The sequence below is a fragment of the Streptosporangium canum genome, from assembly GCF_900113865.1.
Classification (GTDB): Bacteria; Actinomycetota; Actinomycetes; order Streptosporangiales; family Streptosporangiaceae; genus Streptosporangium; species Streptosporangium canum.
In genome coordinates this window covers 66,936-87,369 of the sequence record NZ_FOQY01000001.1, presented here as the reverse complement: position 1 = coordinate 87,369, position 20,434 = coordinate 66,936, and the positions used below count along the sequence as shown (strand labels likewise).

18 protein-coding genes are annotated in these 20,434 nt (G+C 70.6%); 12 read left to right on the top strand and 6 right to left on the bottom strand.

Features of this window, described 5'->3' with window-relative positions; all coding sequences use genetic code 11:
• Positions 1–25 precede the first annotated feature (25 nt).
• The 5 genes from mtrB to BM085_RS00305 all read left to right on the top strand — a co-directional run bounded on the left by mtrB (position 26) and on the right by BM085_RS00305 (position 6,427).
• Positions 26–1,765, top strand: a complete 1,740-nt coding sequence (mtrB, locus tag BM085_RS00325) for an MtrAB system histidine kinase MtrB (protein WP_093885052.1) — start codon at positions 26–28, stop codon at positions 1,763–1,765.
• Positions 1,755–3,542, top strand: coding sequence for an LpqB family beta-propeller domain-containing protein (locus BM085_RS00320; protein ID WP_093885051.1), 1,788 nt, complete (start codon positions 1,755–1,757; stop codon positions 3,540–3,542). The genes mtrB and BM085_RS00320 overlap by 11 nt, the downstream gene beginning before the upstream one ends.
• Before the next feature lie 201 nt (positions 3,543–3,743).
• Positions 3,744–4,448, top strand: coding sequence for a ComF family protein (locus BM085_RS00315; RefSeq protein ID WP_093885050.1), 705 nt, complete (start codon positions 3,744–3,746; stop codon positions 4,446–4,448).
• Positions 4,449–4,970: 522 nt separating this feature from the next.
• Complete coding sequence (gene hpf / locus BM085_RS00310; protein WP_093885049.1) at positions 4,971–5,627, top strand: ribosome hibernation-promoting factor, HPF/YfiA family; 657 nt, start codon at positions 4,971–4,973, stop codon at positions 5,625–5,627.
• 95 nt (positions 5,628–5,722) lie between these two features.
• Positions 5,723–6,427, top strand: coding sequence for a response regulator (locus BM085_RS00305; protein ID WP_012888156.1), 705 nt, complete (start codon positions 5,723–5,725; stop codon positions 6,425–6,427).
• Between the two features lie 145 nt (positions 6,428–6,572).
• On the opposite strand, the gene BM085_RS00300 is transcribed toward BM085_RS00305, so the two are convergent.
• Entirely contained in the window at positions 6,573–7,754 is a 1,182-nt protein-coding gene (locus tag BM085_RS00300) for a winged helix-turn-helix domain-containing protein (RefSeq protein WP_093885048.1), read from the bottom strand.
• 90 nt (positions 7,755–7,844) lie between these two features.
• On the bottom strand, positions 7,845–8,099 hold the full coding sequence (locus tag BM085_RS00295; protein WP_093885047.1) for an HGxxPAAW family protein: 255 nt from the start codon (positions 8,097–8,099) through the stop codon (positions 7,845–7,847).
• A 252-nt stretch (positions 8,100–8,351) separates the two neighbouring features.
• On the opposite strand from BM085_RS00295, the gene secA reads away from it, so the two are divergent.
• On the top strand, positions 8,352–11,159 hold the full coding sequence (gene secA, locus BM085_RS00290; RefSeq protein ID WP_093885046.1) for a preprotein translocase subunit SecA: 2,808 nt from the start codon (positions 8,352–8,354) through the stop codon (positions 11,157–11,159).
• 75 nt (positions 11,160–11,234) lie between these two features.
• Here the strand turns inward: secA and BM085_RS00285 are convergent, their stop codons facing one another.
• From BM085_RS00285 to BM085_RS00270, 4 genes are all read right to left on the bottom strand, one after another.
• Positions 11,235–11,744 carry an Rv3235 family protein gene (locus BM085_RS00285; protein WP_093885045.1) on the bottom strand — a complete coding sequence of 170 codons (510 nt, stop codon included), beginning with the start codon at positions 11,742–11,744 and terminating at the stop codon, positions 11,235–11,237.
• Between the two features lie 309 nt (positions 11,745–12,053).
• Entirely contained in the window at positions 12,054–13,388 is a 1,335-nt protein-coding gene (locus BM085_RS00280; RefSeq protein ID WP_093885044.1) for a PTS transporter subunit EIIC, read from the bottom strand.
• A gap of 141 nt (positions 13,389–13,529) precedes the next feature.
• Positions 13,530–14,870 (bottom strand): PTS transporter subunit EIIC, encoded by a 1,341-nt coding sequence (locus BM085_RS00275; RefSeq protein WP_093885043.1) that lies wholly within the window; start codon positions 14,868–14,870, stop codon positions 13,530–13,532.
• Positions 14,871–14,906: 36 nt separating this feature from the next.
• Positions 14,907–15,647 (bottom strand): GntR family transcriptional regulator, encoded by a 741-nt coding sequence (locus tag BM085_RS00270; RefSeq protein WP_031162498.1) that lies wholly within the window; start codon positions 15,645–15,647, stop codon positions 14,907–14,909.
• A gap of 160 nt (positions 15,648–15,807) precedes the next feature.
• Between BM085_RS00270 and BM085_RS00265 the strand changes: the two genes are divergently transcribed.
• The 6 genes from BM085_RS00265 to ptsP all read left to right on the top strand — a co-directional run bounded on the left by BM085_RS00265 (position 15,808) and on the right by ptsP (position 20,344).
• Complete coding sequence (locus tag BM085_RS00265) at positions 15,808–16,842, top strand: SIS domain-containing protein (RefSeq protein WP_093885042.1); 1,035 nt, start codon at positions 15,808–15,810, stop codon at positions 16,840–16,842.
• A gap of 52 nt (positions 16,843–16,894) precedes the next feature.
• The gene (locus BM085_RS00260) at positions 16,895–17,131 is read left to right on the top strand and encodes a PTS sugar transporter subunit IIB (protein ID WP_012888165.1); all 237 of its coding nucleotides are present in this window, start codon (positions 16,895–16,897) and stop codon (positions 17,129–17,131) included.
• A gap of 53 nt (positions 17,132–17,184) precedes the next feature.
• A complete protein-coding gene (locus BM085_RS00255; RefSeq protein ID WP_093885041.1) occupies positions 17,185–17,631 on the top strand; it encodes a PTS sugar transporter subunit IIA in 447 nt (148 codons plus the stop codon).
• A 92-nt stretch (positions 17,632–17,723) separates the two neighbouring features.
• Positions 17,724–18,362 carry an HAD family hydrolase gene (locus BM085_RS00250; protein WP_093885348.1) on the top strand — a complete coding sequence of 213 codons (639 nt, stop codon included), beginning with the start codon at positions 17,724–17,726 and terminating at the stop codon, positions 18,360–18,362.
• A 45-nt stretch (positions 18,363–18,407) separates the two neighbouring features.
• Positions 18,408–18,665 carry an HPr family phosphocarrier protein gene (locus tag BM085_RS00245; RefSeq protein WP_093885040.1) on the top strand — a complete coding sequence of 86 codons (258 nt, stop codon included), beginning with the start codon at positions 18,408–18,410 and terminating at the stop codon, positions 18,663–18,665.
• On the top strand, positions 18,662–20,344 hold the full coding sequence (ptsP, locus tag BM085_RS00240) for a phosphoenolpyruvate--protein phosphotransferase (protein WP_093885039.1): 1,683 nt from the start codon (positions 18,662–18,664) through the stop codon (positions 20,342–20,344). Before BM085_RS00245 ends, ptsP begins: the two co-directional genes overlap by 4 nt.
• Positions 20,345–20,434 lie beyond the last annotated feature (90 nt).

Below are 20,434 nucleotides of genomic sequence, written 5' to 3'. Positions count from 1 at the left end.
CGCACGGATCTCCCGGGCCCCCGACATGCCGTCCTCGCCGAAGAAGCGCCGCCGTACCCCGCGCCAGGTGGTGCGGGGCGTCCGCCGGCGGGCCCGTCGCGCCGCGGGAGGCGTGCGCCGGGTCTGGCGGCGCTCCCTGCAGCTCCGCGTCGTCACCAGCACGATGGTCATCTCCATCGCGGTGGTGGCCGTGCTCGGCGTCTTCCTCATGCAGCAGATCATCGCGACCACGCTCCAGGACCGGGAGCGCGCGGCCAGGAGCGAGGCGCAGGCCGACCGGAACGCGGTGCTCGGCTACCTGAACCGGCCGTCCGGCGACGTCTCCAAGCCGTCGGTCGATTCGGGCGACGGGCTCCAGCGGGGCGGCGACAGCCCGCTCAGCCAGGCGGTCTACACCCTCGCCGGCCGCGCGGGGGCCGTCCCCCGCTACTCGGTGATCGCCCGCAACGACAACCAGCCCGGCGAGTTCTTCGTCACCCCGAACATCGATCCGCGCAGCATCCCGGCCGGGCTGCGTGAGGAGGTGTCCAAGAAGGAGGCGGGCGAGGACAGCACCCACTACGGGGACCTCTACTACGAGGGCAGGCGCGAGCCGGTCCGGGGCATGGTGATCGGCACCCGCCTCGACACCTCCGGGACCATGCTGGACAGCGGATACGAGATCTACCACCTCATCCCGCTGGACAATGAGGAGGAGACCCTCAACTCGGTCCTGCGGATGCTCGTCGCCGTCGGGGCCGCCCTGGTGCTGCTGCTGGCGGCCATCGCCTCGCTGGTCACCCGCCAGGTGGTCACGCCGGTACGGCTGACGCGGCAGGCCGCCGAGCGGCTGGCCGCCGGACGTCTGGACGAGCGGCTGAAGGTCCGCGGCGAGGACGACCTGGCCCGCCTGGCCACCTCCTTCAACGACATGGCCGCCAACCTGGCGTTGAAGATCCACCAGCTGGAGGAGCTCTCCCACGTCCAGCGGCAGTTCGTCTCCGACGTCTCGCACGAGCTGCGCACCCCGCTGACCACCGTGCGGATGGCCGCCGACCTGCTCTACGACGCCCGCGAGGACTTCGACCCGATGGCCGCACGCTCGGCCGAGCTGATGCAGAACCAGCTCAACCGGTTCGAGTCGATGCTCGCCGACCTGCTGGAGATCAGCCGCTACGACGCGGGCGCGGCCGAGCTGGACGTCGATCCGGTGGACGTCAGGGACGTGGTGCTGCGCGCCGTCGCCGACTCCGAGGCACTGGCCGAGCGCCACTCGACCCGCTTCGACCTGCGCCTGCCGGGCGAGCCCTGCATGGCCGAGATGGACAGCCGCCGGGTCGAGCGGATCCTGCGCAACCTGCTGTTCAACGCGATCGAGCACGGCGAGGGCCGCGACATCGTCGTCTCGGTGGGGGCCGACCGCGACGCGGTGGCGGTGGCCGTACGGGACCACGGGGTGGGTCTCAAGCCGGGCGAGGAGAACATGGTCTTCGACCGGTTCTGGCGGGCCGACCCGTCCCGCGCGCGGACGATCGGCGGCACCGGCCTGGGCCTGGCGATCTCCCGCGAGGACGCCGTGCTGCACGGAGGCTGGCTCCAGGCATGGGGGGCGCAGGGCGAGGGGTCGCAGTTCCGGCTCTCCCTGCCCCGGGTGGCCGGGGCGCCGCTGCGGGGGTCGCCGCTGTCGCTGGTCCCGCCGGAGGTGGAGATGCGGCGGACATGGCGGGGGCACATGACCCCGGTGCTCGCACCGGCGGTCGCCGACGGGGGAAACGATGCGGACTAGCACAGGACGACGGGTGGGGACGGTCGGCCTGATCGTCGCGCTGACCTGCGGGGTGACGGCCTGCTCGGTCATTCCCACCGGGGGCAAGCCCATCTCGGTGGGCAACCCCCGCAAGGGCAACCCGCTGGGCGACCCGTACGCCCGGGTGATCGCCGTGCCGCCGAGCGCCGACTGGTCGCCGGAGGAGGTCGTCACCGGGTTCAGGGCCGCGATGGCGAGCGTCGACGACCCCGGGCGTGACGTCGCGCGCAAATACCTCACCGACGCCTTCGCCAGGGAGTGGAATCCGCAGAGCGGGGTGACGGTCTACAAGCAGGACGGCAAGCAGGACCAGTACGAGAAGGCCCCGCCCGTCCAGGCGGACGCCAAGCAGACCCGGGTCACCCTCAAGGGCACCGTGACGGCCATGATCGACCAGGACGGCCGCTACTGGCCCAAGGGCGGGAGCCTGAACGAGCCCTTCACCCTCGTGAAGGGGGCGCAGGGGTGGCGGATCAGCGCGGCGCCCGAGGGGCTGATGCTCTCCGAGGCGGACGTCGACCGCGCCTACCTCAAGGTCGACCTGTACTTCCTGGACTCGGCGTGGCAGGGCCTGGTGGCCGACCAGGTCCGGGTGCCCATCGACCCGACGTCCAACTTCGCCAAGACGGCGGTGGAGCGGCTGCTGAAGGGGCCGAGCAGCCTGCTCAAGAAGGCGGTGAACTCCGCCTTCCGGCCGGGCACCAGGCTCATCGACGTCACCACGGAGAACAACCGCGTCGTCGTCGACCTGACCAAGCCGGTGGACTCCGACCGGATCGGCCCGATGTCGGCCCAGCTCGCCGGGACGCTCGCCGAGCTCACCAAGGGCGGCTGGGGCTTCGAGGTCAGGGTGGAGGGCAAGCTGTACTACTCCGACAGCCTGCTGGCGATCGACGCCCAGCAGCACGCGGATTTCGACCCCTGGACGGCTCCCCGCGACGTCTACCCGTACTACCTGGCCGACGGCGCCCTGCAGATGCTGGGCAAGGAGAACGTCGGCCAGCCGGTGCAGGGCAGGGCGGGCGAGAAGGACGGCTCGCGCACCCGTCCGGCGATCAGCGGCCAGGGGCAGGTGGCGGCCCTGTCGGAGGACGGCACGAAGGTCTCGGTCGCGCCGCTCGCCCCGGGGGGCGAGTGGCAGGACTGGGTCACCGGCGCCTCCCTCACCCCGCCCTCCTGGGACCGCTACGACACCCTGTGGACGGTCAACCGCCCCACCGGCCACAGCTCGGTGGTGGTGCGGCGCGACAGCAGGCAGCAGTACCAGGTCTGGGCCCCCGACCTGAACGCGGTCCACGTCACGTCGCTCAAGGTCGCCCGGGACGGGGTGCACGTCGCGGTGGTGGTCAAGAACGGCACGGAGGAGGAGGTCAAGATCGGCACGGTCGTCGGCCAGGGGAACGGCACCCGCATCACCGACCTGCAGTCCGTGGTGGACGGCGACGGCAACCAGACGATCAAGGATATCGCCTGGAAGGACGGCAAGACCCTCTACGTGCTCACCGGCAAGTCCGACCTGCTGGAGGCCTCGGTCGCGGCGGAGCCCAAGACCCTGGCCTCCGACTCCCGGATCGAGAGCATCACCGCCCTGGACGGCTCCCTGCTGGCCGGGGCGCAGGACGACAACGGCAACCGGCAGGTCCTCTACTGGAACCGCACCTCGGCCAAGTGGGAGCCCATGGTCAAGGACGAGAAGGGCACCGTGCTCTTCTCCGAGAAGGACGGCCCCTCTTTCCCGGCCTACCCCCTGGGTTGACTCCCGGCCTGCCTCCTGGGCTGAGGGGCGCCCCTCTTCCGTGAGAGGGCTGCGGCTCTTCCGCGAGGAGGCTGCGGCCTTCCGTGAGGGGGTGCGGCGGAGATGGGCGGCCCCCTCCTCTGCGAGGGGAGTTACGGCTGATATGAGTGGTTTCTCCCTCCGTGAGCGAGGTTTGTCGGTGCCGCCTGGCACCGTGGAGCCGTGCCGACAGCCCTGCTCGACCTGGTTCTGCCGCCCCGCTGCGCCGGATGCGGTGTGCCCGGCGCTCTCGTCTGCCCCCGGTGCGCGGCGGAGCTGCACGGGCGGCCCGCCTGCCGGATGCCCGTCCCGTTCCCGCCGGGCCTGCCCGAATGCTGGTCGGCGGCCGACTACACGGGGGCCGCACGACGGGCGATCATCGCCTACAAGGAGCGCGGCCGTACGGCCCTGGCCCATCCCCTCGCCGGAGCCCTGGCGCTGACGGTCGCCGCCGCGATCGGCGGCCGGTCGGTCACGCTGGTCCCGGTGCCGAGCGCCCGGCCGGCCCTCCGGCGGCGCGGGCACGATCCGGTGACCCGGCTGACGGCGCTGGCCGCCGGATACCTCCGCGCGGCGGGATGGCCGGTGACCGTGGCGAAGATCCTCGCCCAGCGCCGCAGAGTCGCCGACCAGGCGGGGCTGAGCTCGCTCCAGCGGGCCGAGAACCTCTCTCTGGCATTCAGGGTTACGGCTGCCCGGAAAGGGCCCCTGCCGGGCTCCTGGGGCGATGCGGGGCCGATTGTGCTGGTGGACGACATCGTCACCACCGGCGCGACGCTCGCCGAGGCGGCCAGGGCGCTGCGCGAGGCCGGGATGGCGGTCCCGCTCGCCGCCACGATCGCCGCGACACGCCGGAGAGGGCAAAGTCCTTATCGTGACGGAGGGTGAGGGGTTATTGGGGGCCGGTCTCACCGTGAGGCCACACCTCCCTGTCCCGATCAAGGATTCGCGGCTGCTCAATCGATGTGAGAAGCACTTGTATATAGGGATATCGAGCGGCCAAAGCGGCTGTCCCGACGCCCGATCGGCCGGTGGGTGATCACGCAAAGTGATCCTTTCGGCGGTGTCCAAGCTGACATTCGGTCGGGATGCGGATAGCGTCTGAGCCATGGCACCCGCTCGGGTCCGTGGTTGCGCCGGACCGACTCCCGCAAGGGGGCCGGCTCGGTTAGCCGATGCCAGCCGCAGGCCAAACGGTCCACGTAAGACGACTCTTTGTCGATCGATCACGGTGCGGCTTAGAGGTAAGTCCTGCCTTCCCGGGGAGCCAGATGTTCCTCGCCAGAAGAGAAGGGCATGTAGTGGCAAAGAGCTGCGAAACCCTCAGCAGGCGGATGTGGGGACGAAGACCAGGTCGGCCGAGCGGGTGCCGCAGCAGTACCACCGTCGAGGTTCGAAGGGGGTCCGTGCATGGACATCATCGTCAAGGGTCGGCACACCGGAGTGAGTGACCGATTCCGCGACCACGTGACTACCAAGCTGGCCAGGATCGAGCGTTTGGACCACAAGCTCATCAGCGTTGATGTGGAGGTGACCAAAGAGAGCAACCCCCGCATCACCGGACAACGCGAGCGGGTCGAGCTCACCATCCACTCCCGCGGGCCCGCGGTCCGGGCCGAGGCCACAGCCGACGATCGCTTCGCCGCCCTCGATATTGCACTCGGAAAGCTTGAAGGAAGACTCCGGCGCCTCGCTGACCGACGCAAGATCCACCACGGCAACCACTGCCCCCCGTCGCTCGCCGAGCTGGCCGCCACCGCCCTTGCGGAGACCCTGGAGGCCATTCCCCCCCGGCCGCGTGAGGAGCCCGAGGTCCAGTCGGGGCTCGAGCCCGACTCGGCCGAGGACAAGACCATCGTCCCGATTCACATGGACGGTGACGGGCCGCTCGTGGTCCGGGAGAAGGCCCACCGGGCCGACCCGATGACCATCGACCAGGCCCTGCTCGAGATGGAGCTGGTCGGTCACGACTTCTACCTGTTCCGCGACAAGGAGAGCGGCCAACCGAGCGTCGTGTACCTGCGCCAGGGCTACAACTACGGCGTGCTGCGGCTCGTAGAACCCTGACAGACGCGTTTGAAGATCCTCTCCGACCAACCCGAGGACCCTGAAACCCATGTAATCATGGCGGTCCAACGGCTCTGGCCCCCCGAGGAGGAGGCGTGACGGAACCCGACGAGGCGACCCGCCCTGCCAGGAGTGGTGACCCGATCCGCGTGCTCATCGTCGATGACCACGCGCTGATCCGGCGCAGTCTGGAAATGGCGCTGAGCGCGGAGACGGACATCGAGGTGGTCGGCGAGGCGAGCGACGGTCAAGAAGCGGTCGAGCTCGCCGACCGCCTCACCCCCGATGTCATGCTCATGGACGTCCGGATGCCCCGTAGGAGCGGCATCGAGGCCGCGCGTGCGATCAAGGCCTCGGTGCCGAGCACACGGATCATCATGCTGACGGTGAGCGACGAGGAGGAGGACCTCTTCGAGGCGATCAAAGCGGGTGCCACCGGCTACCTGCTGAAGAACGTGCAGCTCGACGAGGTCCCGGAGGCCGTGCGCGGCGTCCACGAGGGACAGTCGCTCATCAATCCGGCGATGGCCGCCAAGCTCATCACCGAGTTCGCGAACATGAGCCGCAAGGAGGCCGAGCGGCCCCCCCAGCTCCCCGTCCCCCGGTTGACCGACCGGGAGATGGAGGTGCTCCGCCTGGTCGCCAAGGGGATGAACAACCGCGAGATCGCCAAGCAGTTGTTCATCTCTGAGAACACCGTGAAGAACCACGTCCGCAACATCCTGGACAAGCTCCAGCTCCACTCCAGGATGGAGGCGGTGGTCTACGCGGTCCGCGAGCGGATGCTCGAGATCACCTGACGCGCCGGGTGCGGCGCCCCGGACGGGGCGCCGCACCCGCGGGTGCGGTGGTCGGCGGACCCGCGGGTCAGCGGGCCCAGGCCCGCTGGTGGGCGGGTCCGGCGTTCAACGGGCCTTGAGCCCGGCGGGTGGGCGGGGCCGGTGTTCAGCGGGTCAGGGCGTGCCGCAGGGGCGCGGACAGGTGCGGGTCGACGCGGTCGACGCGGACGTCGTCGCAGCCGACCCAGCTCGCTGCCTCCCACAGCGCGCCGGCCAGTGACTCGGCGCCCTTGCGCTGGTTGACGCCGGGTTCGAGGCTGACCTGGCGGCCGACCAGGGTGGAGCCCTCCCGGGCGGGATCGACCCGGCCTATCAGCCGGCCCCCGGCGAGGACGGGCATCGTGAAGTAGCCGTGGACGCGCTTCTCCTTGGGGACGTAGGCCTCAAGCCGGTGGTTGAAGCCGAAGACGCGGGCGGTCCGGGCGCGGTCCCAGACGAGGGAGTCGAACGGCGACAGCAGGGTCGTGCGGTGGCGGCCCCGGGGCTCGCCCTCCAGGGCGGCCGGATCGGCCCACGCGCTCGCCGAGCGGTCCGGCCAGCCGGAGACCTGGACCGGGGTGAGGCCGGCGCTGCCGTCGAGCAACGAGGCGTCCAGGAGGGCGGCGTAGGCGGGCCTGAGGCGGAGGAAGTCGACGAGATCGGCCCGCGTGGCCACGCCGAGGGCGCGGCCGGCGATCCCCGCCAGGCGGGTGATGCACTCGGCGTCGGAGAGGTCCTCGGCCAGGAGGTGGGCGGGGACCGCGCGTTCGGTCAGATCGTAGACGCGGCGCCAGCCGACGCGGCGGGTGCAGACGACCTCGCCGATGTCCAGCAGCCACTCGATGGCGATCTTCGAGTCGGACCAGTCCCACCACGGGCCGCCGTTCTTGGCGCCCCCGATGTCGGCGGTGGTGATCGGGCCGCTCTCGCGCACCTGCTCCAGCACCTTGTCCACGTTGTCGGGAACCTCGTGCCAGCGGAATTTCCTGGCGCGCAGATACCTGCGCCGGAAGGCGTAGAGGGGCCAGTCGTCGATCGGCAGGACGCAGGCGGCGTGGCACCAGTATTCGAAGGCCTGGGCCGGGTCGTCCCAGTAGGCGCGCTCGATCCGCTGCCTGCCGACGGCGCCGAGACGGGCGTAGGCGACGAGCTCGTGGGAGCGGGCGAGGACGGAGATCGTGTCGAGCTGGACGGCTCCCAGACGGCGCAGGGTCGCGGGGGCGCCGCCGCGGCGGGCGTCGGCGCCGAGCAGGCCCTGGGCGCGGAGGATGATCCGGCGGGCCTCGTCGGCGGAGAGTGTGACCGTCATGATCGGCCCCCGGGGGAGCCGGGGAGGGGATGGAACGTCAGCATGACGCCGAGGTTAGCGCTACACACCGACAAAATGTTTATGCCGGTGTCACTCGGACGTTTCCGTCCCGGTCTGCCGGTACGGCGCGCGCGGGGCCTCGAGGACGGCGTCCCGGAAGACCCGGAAGGCCAGCAGGAGGATTCCGCCCAGGACGCACACGGCCGCGCCCATCCAGAACAGCGGCCACATGGGGCCCAGGCACAGCCCCACCCCGCCGATGGCGAAACCCAGCGTGATCACGGTCACGGCCAGCCATGACGACGCCCTGCCCGTGTGGCTCGTCCGCTCCGCGTCGTCCTCCACGGCGGCTCCCTCGGGTCGCGACGCGCCCGTAGAATCGACCTCTTCGCCATGCGCGTGCGCAAACCGGCATACCCTTTAGGCTGGCTACTACTCCCAATAAAAAGGGCGCGGGGAACTCCCCGGACGCGAAGAGCGTCTTTCAGGGTGGCTGTGTCTGGTGGTAGAACCGCCTACGATGGCAGCGGAGAACCGTGTCTCGTCCTCATCCGGGCCGGTCCGGCCACGGAAGACCTGCGAGGAGCTTTACCTAAAGTGCCAGCCTTTCTCGATAAGATTCTTCGCGCAGGCGAAGGCAAGCTTCTGCGTAAGCTCAAGCGGATCGCCGACCAGGTCAACTCCATTGAGGACGACTTCAAGAGCCTGACCGACGCCGAACTCCGCGCGCTGACCGCTGACTACAAGCAGCGTCACGCCGACGGAGAGTCGCTCGACGACCTGCTCCCCGAAGCCTTCGCCACCGTCCGTGAGGCCTCCCGGCGCGTGCTGGGCAAGCGTCTTTTCGACGTGCAGATCATGGGCGGGGCCAACCTGCACATGGGCAACATCTCCGAGATGCGCACCGGTGAGGGCAAGACCCTCACCTGCGCGCTCCCCGCCTACCTCAACGCCATCTCCGGCAAGGGCGTCCACGTCATCACGGTCAACGACTACCTGGCCAAGCGCGACTCCGAGGAGACGGGCCGCATCCACCGCTTCCTCGGCCTCGAGGTCGGCGTGATCCTGGCGAACATGCCGCCCGACGAGCGCCGCAAGCAGTACAACGCGGACATCACCTACGGCACGAACAACGAGTTCGGCTTCGACTACCTGCGTGACAACATGGCCTGGTCGCTGGAGGAGTGCGTCCAGCGCGGCCACAACTACGGCCTCGTCGACGAGGTCGACTCGATCCTCATCGACGAGGCCAGGACGCCGCTGATCATCTCCGGCCCCGGCGAGCAGTCCGGCAAGTGGTACGCCGAGTTCGCCAAGATCGTCCCCCGGCTCCGCAGGGGCACCGAGGGCAAGGACGGCGAGGAGAACACCGGCGACTACGCCGTCGACGAGAAGAAGCGCACCGTCGGCATCTTCGAGACCGGCGTGGAGAAGGTCGAGGACTGGCTCGGCATCGACAACCTCTACAAGCCCGAGCACACCCACCTGGTCGGCTTCCTCAACAACGCGTTGAAGGCCAAGGAGCTCTACCGGAAAGACAAGGACTACATCGTCGTCGACGGCGAGGTCCTGATCGTCGACGAGTTCACCGGCCGAGTCCTGCACGGCCGCCGCTACAACGAGGGCATGCACCAGGCCATCGAGGCGAAGGAAGGCGTGAAGATCAAGGACGAGAACCAGACTCTCGCCACGATCACGCTGCAGAACTACTTCCGCCTCTACAAGACGCTCTCCGGCATGACCGGCACCGCGGCCACCGAGGCCAACGAGTTCCACCAGACCTACAAGCTCGGCGTCGTCCCGATCCCGACCAACCGCCCGATGATCCGCAAGGACCAGGCCGACGTGGTCTACAAGAACGAGGACGCCAAGTTCCTGGCCTGCGTCGAGGACATCAAGGAGCGCTACGAGAAGGGCCAGCCGGTCCTGGTCGGCACCACGAGCGTCGCCAAGTCCGAGCGCCTGGCCAAGGAGCTCAAGCGCAAGGGCGTCAAGCACGAGGTCCTCAACGCCAAGAACCACGCGCGTGAGGCGGCGATCATCGCCGAGGCGGGCCGCAAGCACGCCGTCACCGTCGCCACCAACATGGCCGGTCGAGGCACCGACATCATGCTCGGCGGCAACCCCGACTTCCGCGCCGACGTCGAGCTGCGCAACCGCGGCCTGGACCCGGTCGAGACCCCCGACGAGTACGACAAGGCCTGGGGCGAGGCGCTGGAGAAGGCCAAGGAGGCCGTGCGGGCCGAGCACGACGAGGTCACCGAGCTCGGCGGCCTCTACGTGCTGGGCACCGAGCGGCACGAGTCGCGGCGCATCGACAACCAGCTCCGCGGCCGGTCCGGCCGTCAGGGCGACCCGGGCGAGTCCCGGTTCTACCTCTCGCTCGAAGACGACCTCATGCGCCTGTTCAACTCGGCCAGGGTCGAGATGATCATGACGCGGCTGAACATCCCGGACGACGTCCCGATCGAGTCGGGCATCGTCTCCAAGGCCATCGCCTCCGCCCAGCACCAGGTCGAGCAGCAGAACTTCGAGATCCGCAAGAACGTTCTGAAGTACGACGAGGTCATGAACCGGCAGCGCAAGGTGATCTACGCCGAGCGCCGCCAGGTCCTGGAGGGCGCGGACCTGCACGAGCAGATCCGAGGCTTCATCAACGACGTCATCGACGAGTACACCGCCGGTGCCACCGCCGAGGGCTTCTCCGAGGAGTGGGACCTCGACAAGCTGTGGAAGGCGATCGGCCAGCTCTACCCGACCACCCTCACCATCGACGGCGTCGTCGAGGAGGCCGGCGGTCGCGAGGAGCTCACCGCGGAGTTCCTCAACGAGAAGGTCAAGGCGGACGCGATGGCCGCCTACGACCTCCGCGAGGCGGAGCTCGGCCCCGAGACCATGCGGGAGCTGGAGCGCCGGGTCATCCTGTCGGTCCTCGACCGCAAGTGGCGCGAGCACCTCTACGAGATGGACTACCTCCAGGAGGGCATCGGCCTGCGCGCGATGGCGCAGCGCGACCCCCTGATCGAATACCAGCGCGAGGGCTTCGACATGTTCTCCCAGATGCTCGAGGGCATCAAGGAGGAGTCGGTCGGCTACCTGTTCAACCTCGAAGTCGAGGTGCAGACCAACCCGATCGTCGAAGAGCACGACCATGACCACGAGCACGAGGACGCGGCGGTCGCGGAGACCCGCTCGATCATCGCTCGCGGCCTGCGTGGCCCGCAGCGTCCCTCCGAGCTGGAATACACCGCGCCCGGCGAGAGCGGCGAGGTCGAGCACACCCGGATCAGCAGCAAGGCGGAGCGCGACGCCTACGGCAACGTCGAGCGCAACGCCCCGTGCCCCTGCGGCTCCGGCAAGAAGTACAAGCGCTGCCACGGCGACCCCAGGCACGTCGAAGCCTGACCGCCGTCCGAAGGGCCCGCACGCCGTGCGGGCCCTTCGGCTTTCACGCGGTAGGGCGCGCGCTGCGGCGTGCGGTCAGGGGGTCGCCTCGAAGTCGGTGCACAGCCACTGCACGCCCTTGCGCTCCAGTCTCAGCGCCAGCACGCGCGGCCGGTCGCCGCAGTGCACCAGGACGCACATCTCCACGACCCCGTCCTTGGGCTGGGACACGTGCGGCGTGCCGACCAGCGGCGGCCGCGTGCAGTTGATGATCTTCCCGCTCCTGACCAGCTCGGCGTGGGTGCGTTCGGTCATGTGCGCGGAGACGCTCGAAGGGGGCCGCCTGCCGGACAGGATCTCGGCGACGGCCTGGCCGAGGGCTCGCAGCCGTCGATCGTCGGGGACCGCGCCCGGCGGCCCCCAGATCAACGGCCTGCGGACCGGCGGCTCGACCGGCTCGGGGTCGTAGGCGAGGGCGAGGGCCCCCTGGACGTACGGCGGGGCGGCCGGGACGTCCCCGGCCGGGCGCTCGTCGTCGTAGGGCGGCTCGGCGGAGGGGGACGGCGCGATCCGGGGGAGCGGAACCGGCCGTGGCGTACGGGACATGGCAACTCCGATTTTCGTCGGGGGAACTGACACATCTAGGAGTTTCCGGCCCCCTGTCCAGATACATCGGACGCCAACTTCCCCGTGATCCCCGGCGTTTCGCCCATTTAGGCGGAGAAGATGCCCTCAAGCTGGATCGGTTCCCGACCGGGTGGAGGCGGGTTCCGGAATGAGTCGTGATCTCCGGGAGGACAGCCGAAACGTCGTTCGGGGGACGGGCGGTCCGGCGGCGGCCGTATCGGGCGCAGGAGCGAGGGGACCGGTGGCCGTAGTCGGTGCGGGGGTGGGCCCCGGTGGCCGTATCCGGCCTCAGGGGGTGGGGGGACCGGTGGCGGCCGTACCCGGCGGAGGCTCGGCGTCCTCCTGCTCGCGGCCCGGGGTGGCCAGGTTCAGTTTCCTGATCAGGATGGTGAACAGCAGGTAGTAGACGACGAAGTAGATCAGGCCGAAGACGATGATCAGGACGATCCGGTGGGTGTTGGACTTGCCCGCGTTGAGGAGCATGTCGATGGCGCCCCCGGAGAAGGTGAACCCGAGCCGGGCCCCCAACTCGGCCATCAGGGCCATCGACAGCCCGGTGAGGAGCGCGTGCACCACGAACAGCACGGGCGCCACGAAGATGAAGGCGAACTCCAGCGGCTCGGTGATGCCGGTCACGAACGAGGTGAGACCGGCCGACAGCATGATGCCGCCGACGGTCGCGCGCTTGCCGTGCGGAGCCGCCTGCCACATCGCGATGGCGGCGCCGAGCAGGCCGAACATCATCACCGGGAAGAAGCCGGTCATGAAGATCCCGGCACCGTCCTGGCCGGCGAAGTAGCAGTTCAGGTCGCCGGAGGCGTTCCTGGTCGCATCGTCGACCCCGGCCCGGCACTCGGGGAGGGTGAACCAGACGATCGTGTTCAGGAAGTGGTGCAGGCCGATCGGGATGAGCAGGCGGTTGGCCACGCCGTAGACGCCCGCGCCCACGGTGCCGTGGGCGGCCAGCCAGTCTCCCACGGTGGCCAGCCAGTCGCCGACCGGCCGCCAGAGCAGGCCGAAGATCACCCCGAGGATCAGGGCGGCGACGGCGGTGACGATCGGGACGGACCGCCGTCCGCCGAAGAAGGCGAGCCAGGAGGGGAGCTTGACCCGGTAGTAGCGCTGCCAGAGCAGGGCGGCGGTGATGCCGATGACGATGCCGCCCAGGACCCCGGTGGGGTTCTGCACGCCGAGGTTGAGCAGCGGCAGGGGGCGTCCGTCGGGGCCCACGACGGTCAGCGCGATCTTCTTGTAGACCTCGGAGGCGGGGGAGGCGGCGAAGAACAGGGTCCTGCTGACCCGGTCGAAGACCAGGTAGCCGACCACCGCGGCGAGCGCGGTGGAGCCGTCGGCCTTGCGGGCGAACCCGATGGCGACGCCGACCGCGAACAGCAGCGGCAGGTTGTCGAACAGGGCGCCGCCGGCGGCGGCGAAGACGGCGGCCACCTGGTCGAGGAAGGCGTTGTCCGTCCGGCCGAGGAGGTCCTCCTGGCCGAATCTGAGCAGCAGGCCGGCGGCGGGCAGCACCGCGATCGGCATCATCAACGAGCGCCCGATGCGCTGGAGTATCGCGAAGACCGACGACCAGATCGAAGGGCCGCGTTCCACGGCTGCCGTGCCCATCCCCGAACCCCCTGCGTGCCGCGCCGTACAGGGGGATGCTTGGTATCTACCACCCGGTCCCGTGAATACACGGTTCCGTGACCACGCGGTCGTGACCACGCGGCCACCGGAGCGGGGCGTTCCGCGTCCCGGAGGGGCGGGTCAGGCCGGTCTGGCGGGGGGTGCGGTGGCGGGCTCGCCGGAGTCGACGTCGGGCTCGGGCTCCCGGCCCGGGGTCATGATGTTCAGCCTCCTGATCAGGAAGCTGAACACGGTGTAGTAGATCACCGCGTAGACGAGGCCCATTACGATGATGATCGGGACGCCCTGGGCGTTGGGGGCGGTGCCGTACAGGCCGAGGTCGATCAGCCCGGAGGAGAAGCTGAAGGCGAGCTTGGCGCCCAGGGCGGAGGCGATCGCCAGGGAGAGGCCGGTCAGGACGATGTGCACCACGAACAGGACCGGGGCCACGAAGATGAAGGCGAACTCGATCGGCTCGGTGATCCCGGTGAGGAACGCGGTGAGCGCGGCGGAGATCATGATCGAGCCGACCGCCGTGCGGCGGTGCGGCGGCGCGGCCCGCCAGATGGCGATCGCCGCGGCGGGCAGGCCGAACATGAGGACCGGGTAGAGACCGGCTTCGAAACCGCCGTAGCCCATGGCGCCGTTGTTGAAGCAGACCAGGTCGCCGGCGAGCTGCTTGCCGTCGACCACGCACTCCGGCACCTGGGTCCAGACCACGTTGTTGACGATGTGGTGCAGGCCCAGCGGGAGCAGCGCGCGGTTGACCATGCCGTAGACCCCGGCGCCGATCGTGCTGTTCTCGGCGAGCCAGGCGCCGAAGGCGCGGAGCCAGTTGCCGATGACCGGCCAGATGAAGCCGAAGAACACGCCCAGGACCAGCCCGGCGAAGGCGGTGAGGATCGGCACCAGGCGGCGCCCGCCGAAGAAGGCCAGCCAGGTGGGCAGCTTGGTGCGGTAGTAGCGCTGCCACAGCAGCGCGGAGACGAGGCCCATGACGATGCCGCCGAGCACCCGGGTCGGGTTCTGCGCCCCGAGGTTGAGCGCCACCTCCGGGACGCCCGGGTTGGCGGGGTCGAACAGCCGGCTGGAGATCGAGTCCTTCAGCCGGTCGTCGAAGAGGTTGAAGAACATGGTCATGCTGACCGCGTGGAAGACCAGGTAGCCGACGAGCGCGGCCAGTGCGGTGGAGCCGTCGGCCTTGCGGGCGAACCCGATGGCGACGCCGATCGCGAACAGGATGGGCAGGTTGTCGAAGAGCGTGCCGCCCGCGATGCCGAGGACGTGGGCGACGTCGTCGAGTAGGGGGCTGTCGGTCCGGCCCACGAGGTCGTCCTTGCCGAGCCGGAGCAGCAGGCCCGCGGCCGGCAGGACCGCGATCGGCAGCATGAGGGAGCGACCCAGCCGCTGGAGCACGCTCATCACGGCGGATCCGGACGAGGGCGGGGCGGGGGGACCCGCGTCCGCTGAGGTGGAACTCATCGGACTTTCCTCCAGGGGGTGGGGGGAGGGAGGAGGTCAGGAGCGGCGCGCCGGTATTTCCAGGACCGTGCGGAGCTGGTAGCGGTCGGCGCGGTAGGTGGAGACCCCGAGTTCGGCGCAGACGCCTCCGGCGAAGGAGCGTCGCTGGAGCAGCAGGACGGCTCCACCGCGCGGCAGTTTCAGCAGGTCGGCGTCTCCGGGATCGGCTATGCCGCCGTCGATGGTGAGCTCGCCCGCGTCGAGCACCAGGCCGTAGCGGGTCTCGAGCAGCGCGTAGAGGGAGCGGCCCGTCAGGTCGTGGGTGTCGAGGTCGGGCGCGAGGGAGACCGGGATGTGGGCCCGCTCGATGCACATGGGCTCGTCGGCCGCGGTGCGCAGCCGCTCGATGAAGTGCACTTCGTCCCCCGGCTGGATGCCGAGCTCCCTGGCGAGGTGCGCACTGGCTCTGACCACCCGGCGGTCCAGGTCGCGGGAGCCGGGTTCCATGCCCCGGGCGCGCATCTCGTCGCTGAAGGAGGTCAGCCGGAGGGCCATCTCGATCTTGGGGCGGGCCACGAAGGTGCCCTTGCCCGCGACGCGCTGCAGCCTGCCCTCGGAGACCAGGTGGTCGACGGCCTGCCGCACGGTCATCCGGGACAGCCCGAAGCGCTGGCAGAGCTCGCGCTCGGATGGGATCGCCATGCCGATCGCCAGCTCGTTGTTCTCGATGAGGTCGAGGAGGATCTCCCGGAGCTGGAAGTATTTCGGTATCGGGCTGTCCGGGTCGATCTGAGCCATGGGATCCTCCCCCCTCGATCTGAGATGTAGTGATGAGTTATGGTTCGTACTGGTCTAGTCCGGACTAGACCACAGGCCGGAAAAGGGTGTCAACGTACGGACCGGCGACGGATCGATAACGGCCCGATCTCGCCGGCCCGAACCGAAGGATGAGCGCTAGATGACGACCAAGATGCGCAGCGAGATCGCCGAGCAGCCCGCTGCGTTGCGAGCCACGCTGGACGCCCTCCTCCCCAGGGTCGGGGAGGTGCAGAAGCTCGCGGGACAGACCCGTCAGCTGCTGTTCATCGCCCGTGGCACCTCCGACAATGCCGCAGTCTACGGCCGTTACCTGGCGGAAGCGCACACGGGCCGCCTGTCCACCCTCGCCGCGCCCTCGATCGCCACCACCTACAGGCGCAAGCTGGACCTCGACGGCGTCCTGGCCGTCGCGCTCTCCCAGTCCGGCCGGACCGAGGAGATCGTCGAGACCCTCGCCTGGGCGAAGGACTGCGGCGCCCGTACGGTGGCCATCACCAACGGCGGCGAGCAGAGCCCCCTGGCCCAGGCCGCCGACCTCGCGCTGTGCACGCTCGCGGGCGAGGAGAAGGCCGTCCCGGCCACCAAGACCTACACCACCCAGCTCGCCGCGCTGGCCGTGCTCGGCCTCGGCCTGGGCGCCGACGTCGACGCCGCCGACCTGCAGCGGGTGCCGGACGCGGTGGAGAAGCTGATCGCGGAGCCCGGCGACCTGGAGCAGATCGTCGAGGGCCTGGCCGACAAGCCCGGCGTCGTGGTCTCCGGCCGTGGCCTGGCCTTCTCCACCGCGCTTGAGCTGGCGCTCAAGCTCAAGGAGGCGTGCTACCTGCACGCCATGGGCCTGTCCTACGCCGACCTGCTGCACGGCCCGATCGCCGTGGTCGACGAGGACACCCCGGCCATCCTGGTAGCGGCCGGCGAGGGGCCGACCCTGGCCGGCACCGTGGCGCTCGCCGAGCGGGTCACCGGCGCCGGGGCCTCGGCCTTCACCGTCGGTGGCGGCACCGCGCTCTCCTCGGTCGCCACCGCCGCGTTGAACGGCCCCGACCTCCCCGAATGGGTCGCCCCGCTCGGCCTCATCGTCCCCGGGCAGCTGCTGACCGAGGCCCTCGCGCGCAGGCTGGGGATCGACCCCGACGCGCCCCGCGGTCTCAACAAGGTGACCCAGACCGACTGATCCCCCGACGTCGTTTAGCCTGGTCAAAGACCGATGACGACTGGAGGGCGATATGGCGGCCAACGCCGACGCGATCATCGCGGGGCTCGGTGGCGTGGACAACATCATTGAGATCGAACCGTGCATCACCCGGCTCCGTACCGAGGTGCGCGACGCCTCCAAAGTCGATCAGGCGGCTCTCAAGGCGGCCGGCGCGCACGGGGTGATGGCCGCGGGCAACATCGTCCAGGTGGTCGTGGGCCCGGAGGCGGACACGATCGCCAGCGACATCGAGGACATCATCGGCTGAGAGGCCGGGGGCCGTCCCCGCCCGCACGGGCGGGGACATGCCGAGGGGGTGTGATGACCACAGTTCTGGCCCCGGTCGCGGGGGCGGCCGTGGGCCTGAGGGCAGTACCCGACCCGGTGTTCTCCGAGGGCCTGGTCGGGCCCGGAGCGGCCATCGAGCCCGCCAGGGAGCCCGGTGAGGCCGTCTCACCCATCACAGGTAAGATCGTCAAACTGCATCCGCACGCGTTCGTCGTCGTCGGCGACGACGGCCGGGGCGTCCTGGTCCATCTGGGCATCGACACCGTGCAGCTCAAAGGCGCGGGATTCGAACTGCTGGTGTCCGAGGGGGACCGGGTGAGCGCGGGGCAGCCCGTGGTGGTGTGGAATCCTCTGGAGATCGAGGCTGGCGGGCGTTCCCCTGTCTGCCCCGTCGTCGCGCTGGACGCGGCCGAGGGATCCGTCACCACACTCGCCCAGGGCGCCGTCCGCGCGGGAGACGACCTCTTCCTGTGGGCATGAGGCCCCGGGGCCCGTGGGTACGGAAGTCCCGGGCGGCGGCCGGCCGCGGAGCGCGATCCACGGGGATGACGGACCTGGAGGCGAGGACGACCATGAAGGCTGCGCTGTTCGACCTGGACGGCACGCTGATCGACAGCGAGCGCCGGAGCCTGGCGATGTGGGCGATGCTGCTCGACAGACACGGAGTCGGCCACGACGAGGTCGTGCTGCGCGGCTTCATGGGACGGCGCGGGCGCGACGTCCTGGCCGAGAGGGCCCATCTCTTTCCCGGCCGGCGGATCGACGAACTGATCAGCGAGGTCATGTCCTTCAACGACCATCCCGGCCTGCCCGCCGTCGTGCCGGTGCCGGGCGCCGCCGACCTGGTCCGCAGGGTCTCGGCGTACGGCTCGTCGATCGCCGTCGTCACCTCCGCCTCCCCGGACTGGGCGGAGGAGCGGCTCGCGGAGACCGGGATACGCGACCTGGTGCTCACCGTCGTGTCGGCCCAGGACGTGGTCGTGGGCAAGCCGGACCCGGAGGGGTTCCTGCTGGCCGCCCGGCGGCTCTCCGTCGATCCGGCGCACTGCGTCGCCTTCGAGGACTCGATCGCCGGGATTGCGGCGGCCAAGGCGGCGGGTATGAGGTGTGTGGGCATAGCGACGACCCATGCGGGCACGGAGCTCACCGCGGCGGATCTCGTGGTCGCCGACCTGACGGGGGTCGAATGGCCCCCGTCGACCGATCAGTGAGCCGGGCGGTCTAGACCGCCCGGCCGACTCTTGCAGGAGGAGCATGTGGCCGAGCGTCAAGTCACCGTCGAGGCCGAGGTCGGCCTGCACGCCCGTCCCGCGGCGACGTTCGTGCAGACCGCGACCAAGGCCCCGCTGGACGTCACCGTCGCCAAGGGGGGCGGGCAGCCGGTGAACGCCAAGAGCATCCTCGCGGTCCTGTCGCTCGACGTCCGGCAGGGCGACACGGTGGTGATCAAGGCCGAGGGCGAGGGCGCCGACGAGATCCTGGACCAGCTCGCCCTCATCGCCTCAGCGCCATGACCGCGCTCACGGGGGTGGGCGTGAGTCCGGGCGTCGGCTTCGGGCCCGGTTACGTTCTCGCGTACGAGACGCCGGTGCCGGCGCCCGGCGCCCGGCACGGCGGGGACGCCGGGGCGGAGCGGGACAGGGCCACGCGGGCGCTGGAGCAGGTCGCCGCCGACCTGGAGGAGCGGGGGGTCCGGGCGGGCGGCGAGGCTCAGGACATCCTGGGCGCCCAGGCGCTGATGGCCCGTGACCCCGGCCTCGCCGTCGGGGTGACCGGCCTGATCGACGCGGGCAAGAGCGCGGCCCGCGCGGTCTACGAGGCATTCGGCGGCTACCGCGAGATGCTCGTCGACGCCGGGGGATACCTGGGCGAGCGCGCCGCCGACCTGGACGACGTCAGGGACCGCGCCATCGCGGTGATCGAGGGCCTGCCGCTGCCCGGCCTGCCCTCCCGCGCGGCGCAGCCGTACGTCCTCATCGCCCGTGACCTGGCGCCCGCCGACACCGCGCTGCTCTCCCGTGACGTGGTGGCCGCCTTCGTCACCGAGCAGGGCGGGCCGACCAGTCACACCGCGATCCTCGCCCGCGCGATGGGGGTGCCGGCCGTCGTCGCCTGTCCGGGGGCCACCTCGATCGCGCCGGGCACGCCGGTGCTGGTGGACGGTGTCTCCGGTCTCGTACGGCCCGCGCCCTCGGAGGAGGAGGTGGCCACGGCGAGGAACGCCGCCTCCGCCAGGGACGCGGCGCTCGCCGCCGCCACCGGGCCGGGGATGACCGCCGACGGCCACGCCGTGCCGCTGCTGGCCAACATCGGCGGGCCGCGTGACGTGGACGGCGCCCTGGAGCACGGGGCGGAGGGCGTCGGGCTCTACCGGACGGAGTTCCTCTTCCTGGACCGGACGACGGCGCCCTCGGGGGAGGAGCAGGAGGCCGCCTACCTGGAGGTGCTGGACGCCTTCCCGGGCGGCCGGGTGGTCGTGCGGACGCTCGACGCGGGGGCGGACAAGCCGCTCGCCTTCCTGCCCCCGCAGGGGGAGGAGCCGAACCCGGCGCTGGGGCAGCGCGGGCTGCGGCTTCTCCGGGCGCATCCGGAGATCCTGAACACGCAGCTGGCCGCCCTGGCCGGAGCCGCCGCCCGCTCCTCGGCCAAGCTCCAGGTGATGGCCCCGATGGTGGCCACCGCCGAGGAGGCCGCCTGGTACGTGGCGACCTGCAAGGAGGCGGGGCTGCCGTCCGCGGGCGTGATGATCGAGATCCCGGCGGCCGCCCTGCGCGCCGCCGACCTGGCCGAGGAGGCGGACTTCTTCTCGCTGGGCACCAACGACCTGGCCCAGTACACCTTCGCCGCCGACCGGCAGGTGGGCGCGCTGACCGCACTGCAGGACGCCTGGCAGCCCGCGCTGCTCGACCTGGTCGCCCTGGCCGTGGCAGGGGCCGTCGAGCACGGCAAGCCGTGCGGGGTGTGCGGGGAGGCCGCCGGCGACCCGGTCCTGGCCTGCGTGCTGGCCGGGCTCGGCGTCACCTCGCTGTCGATGGCCCCTGCGGCGCTGCCCGCCGTACGGGCCGCGCTGTCGCGGCACACCCGCGAGCAGTGCCGTCTCGCCGCGCGGGCCGCCCTGGCCGGGACCTCCCCTCAGGGGGCGCGTGCCGCGGCCCGCTCCCACCTGCCCGGACTGGCCGGACTGGCCCTGTGAACCTGCCCGGACCTGCCGGACCGGCCCTGTGACCCTGGCCGGACTCGCCGGACCGGCCCTGTGAGCCGATGAAGTGGTCAGGTCCGGCGC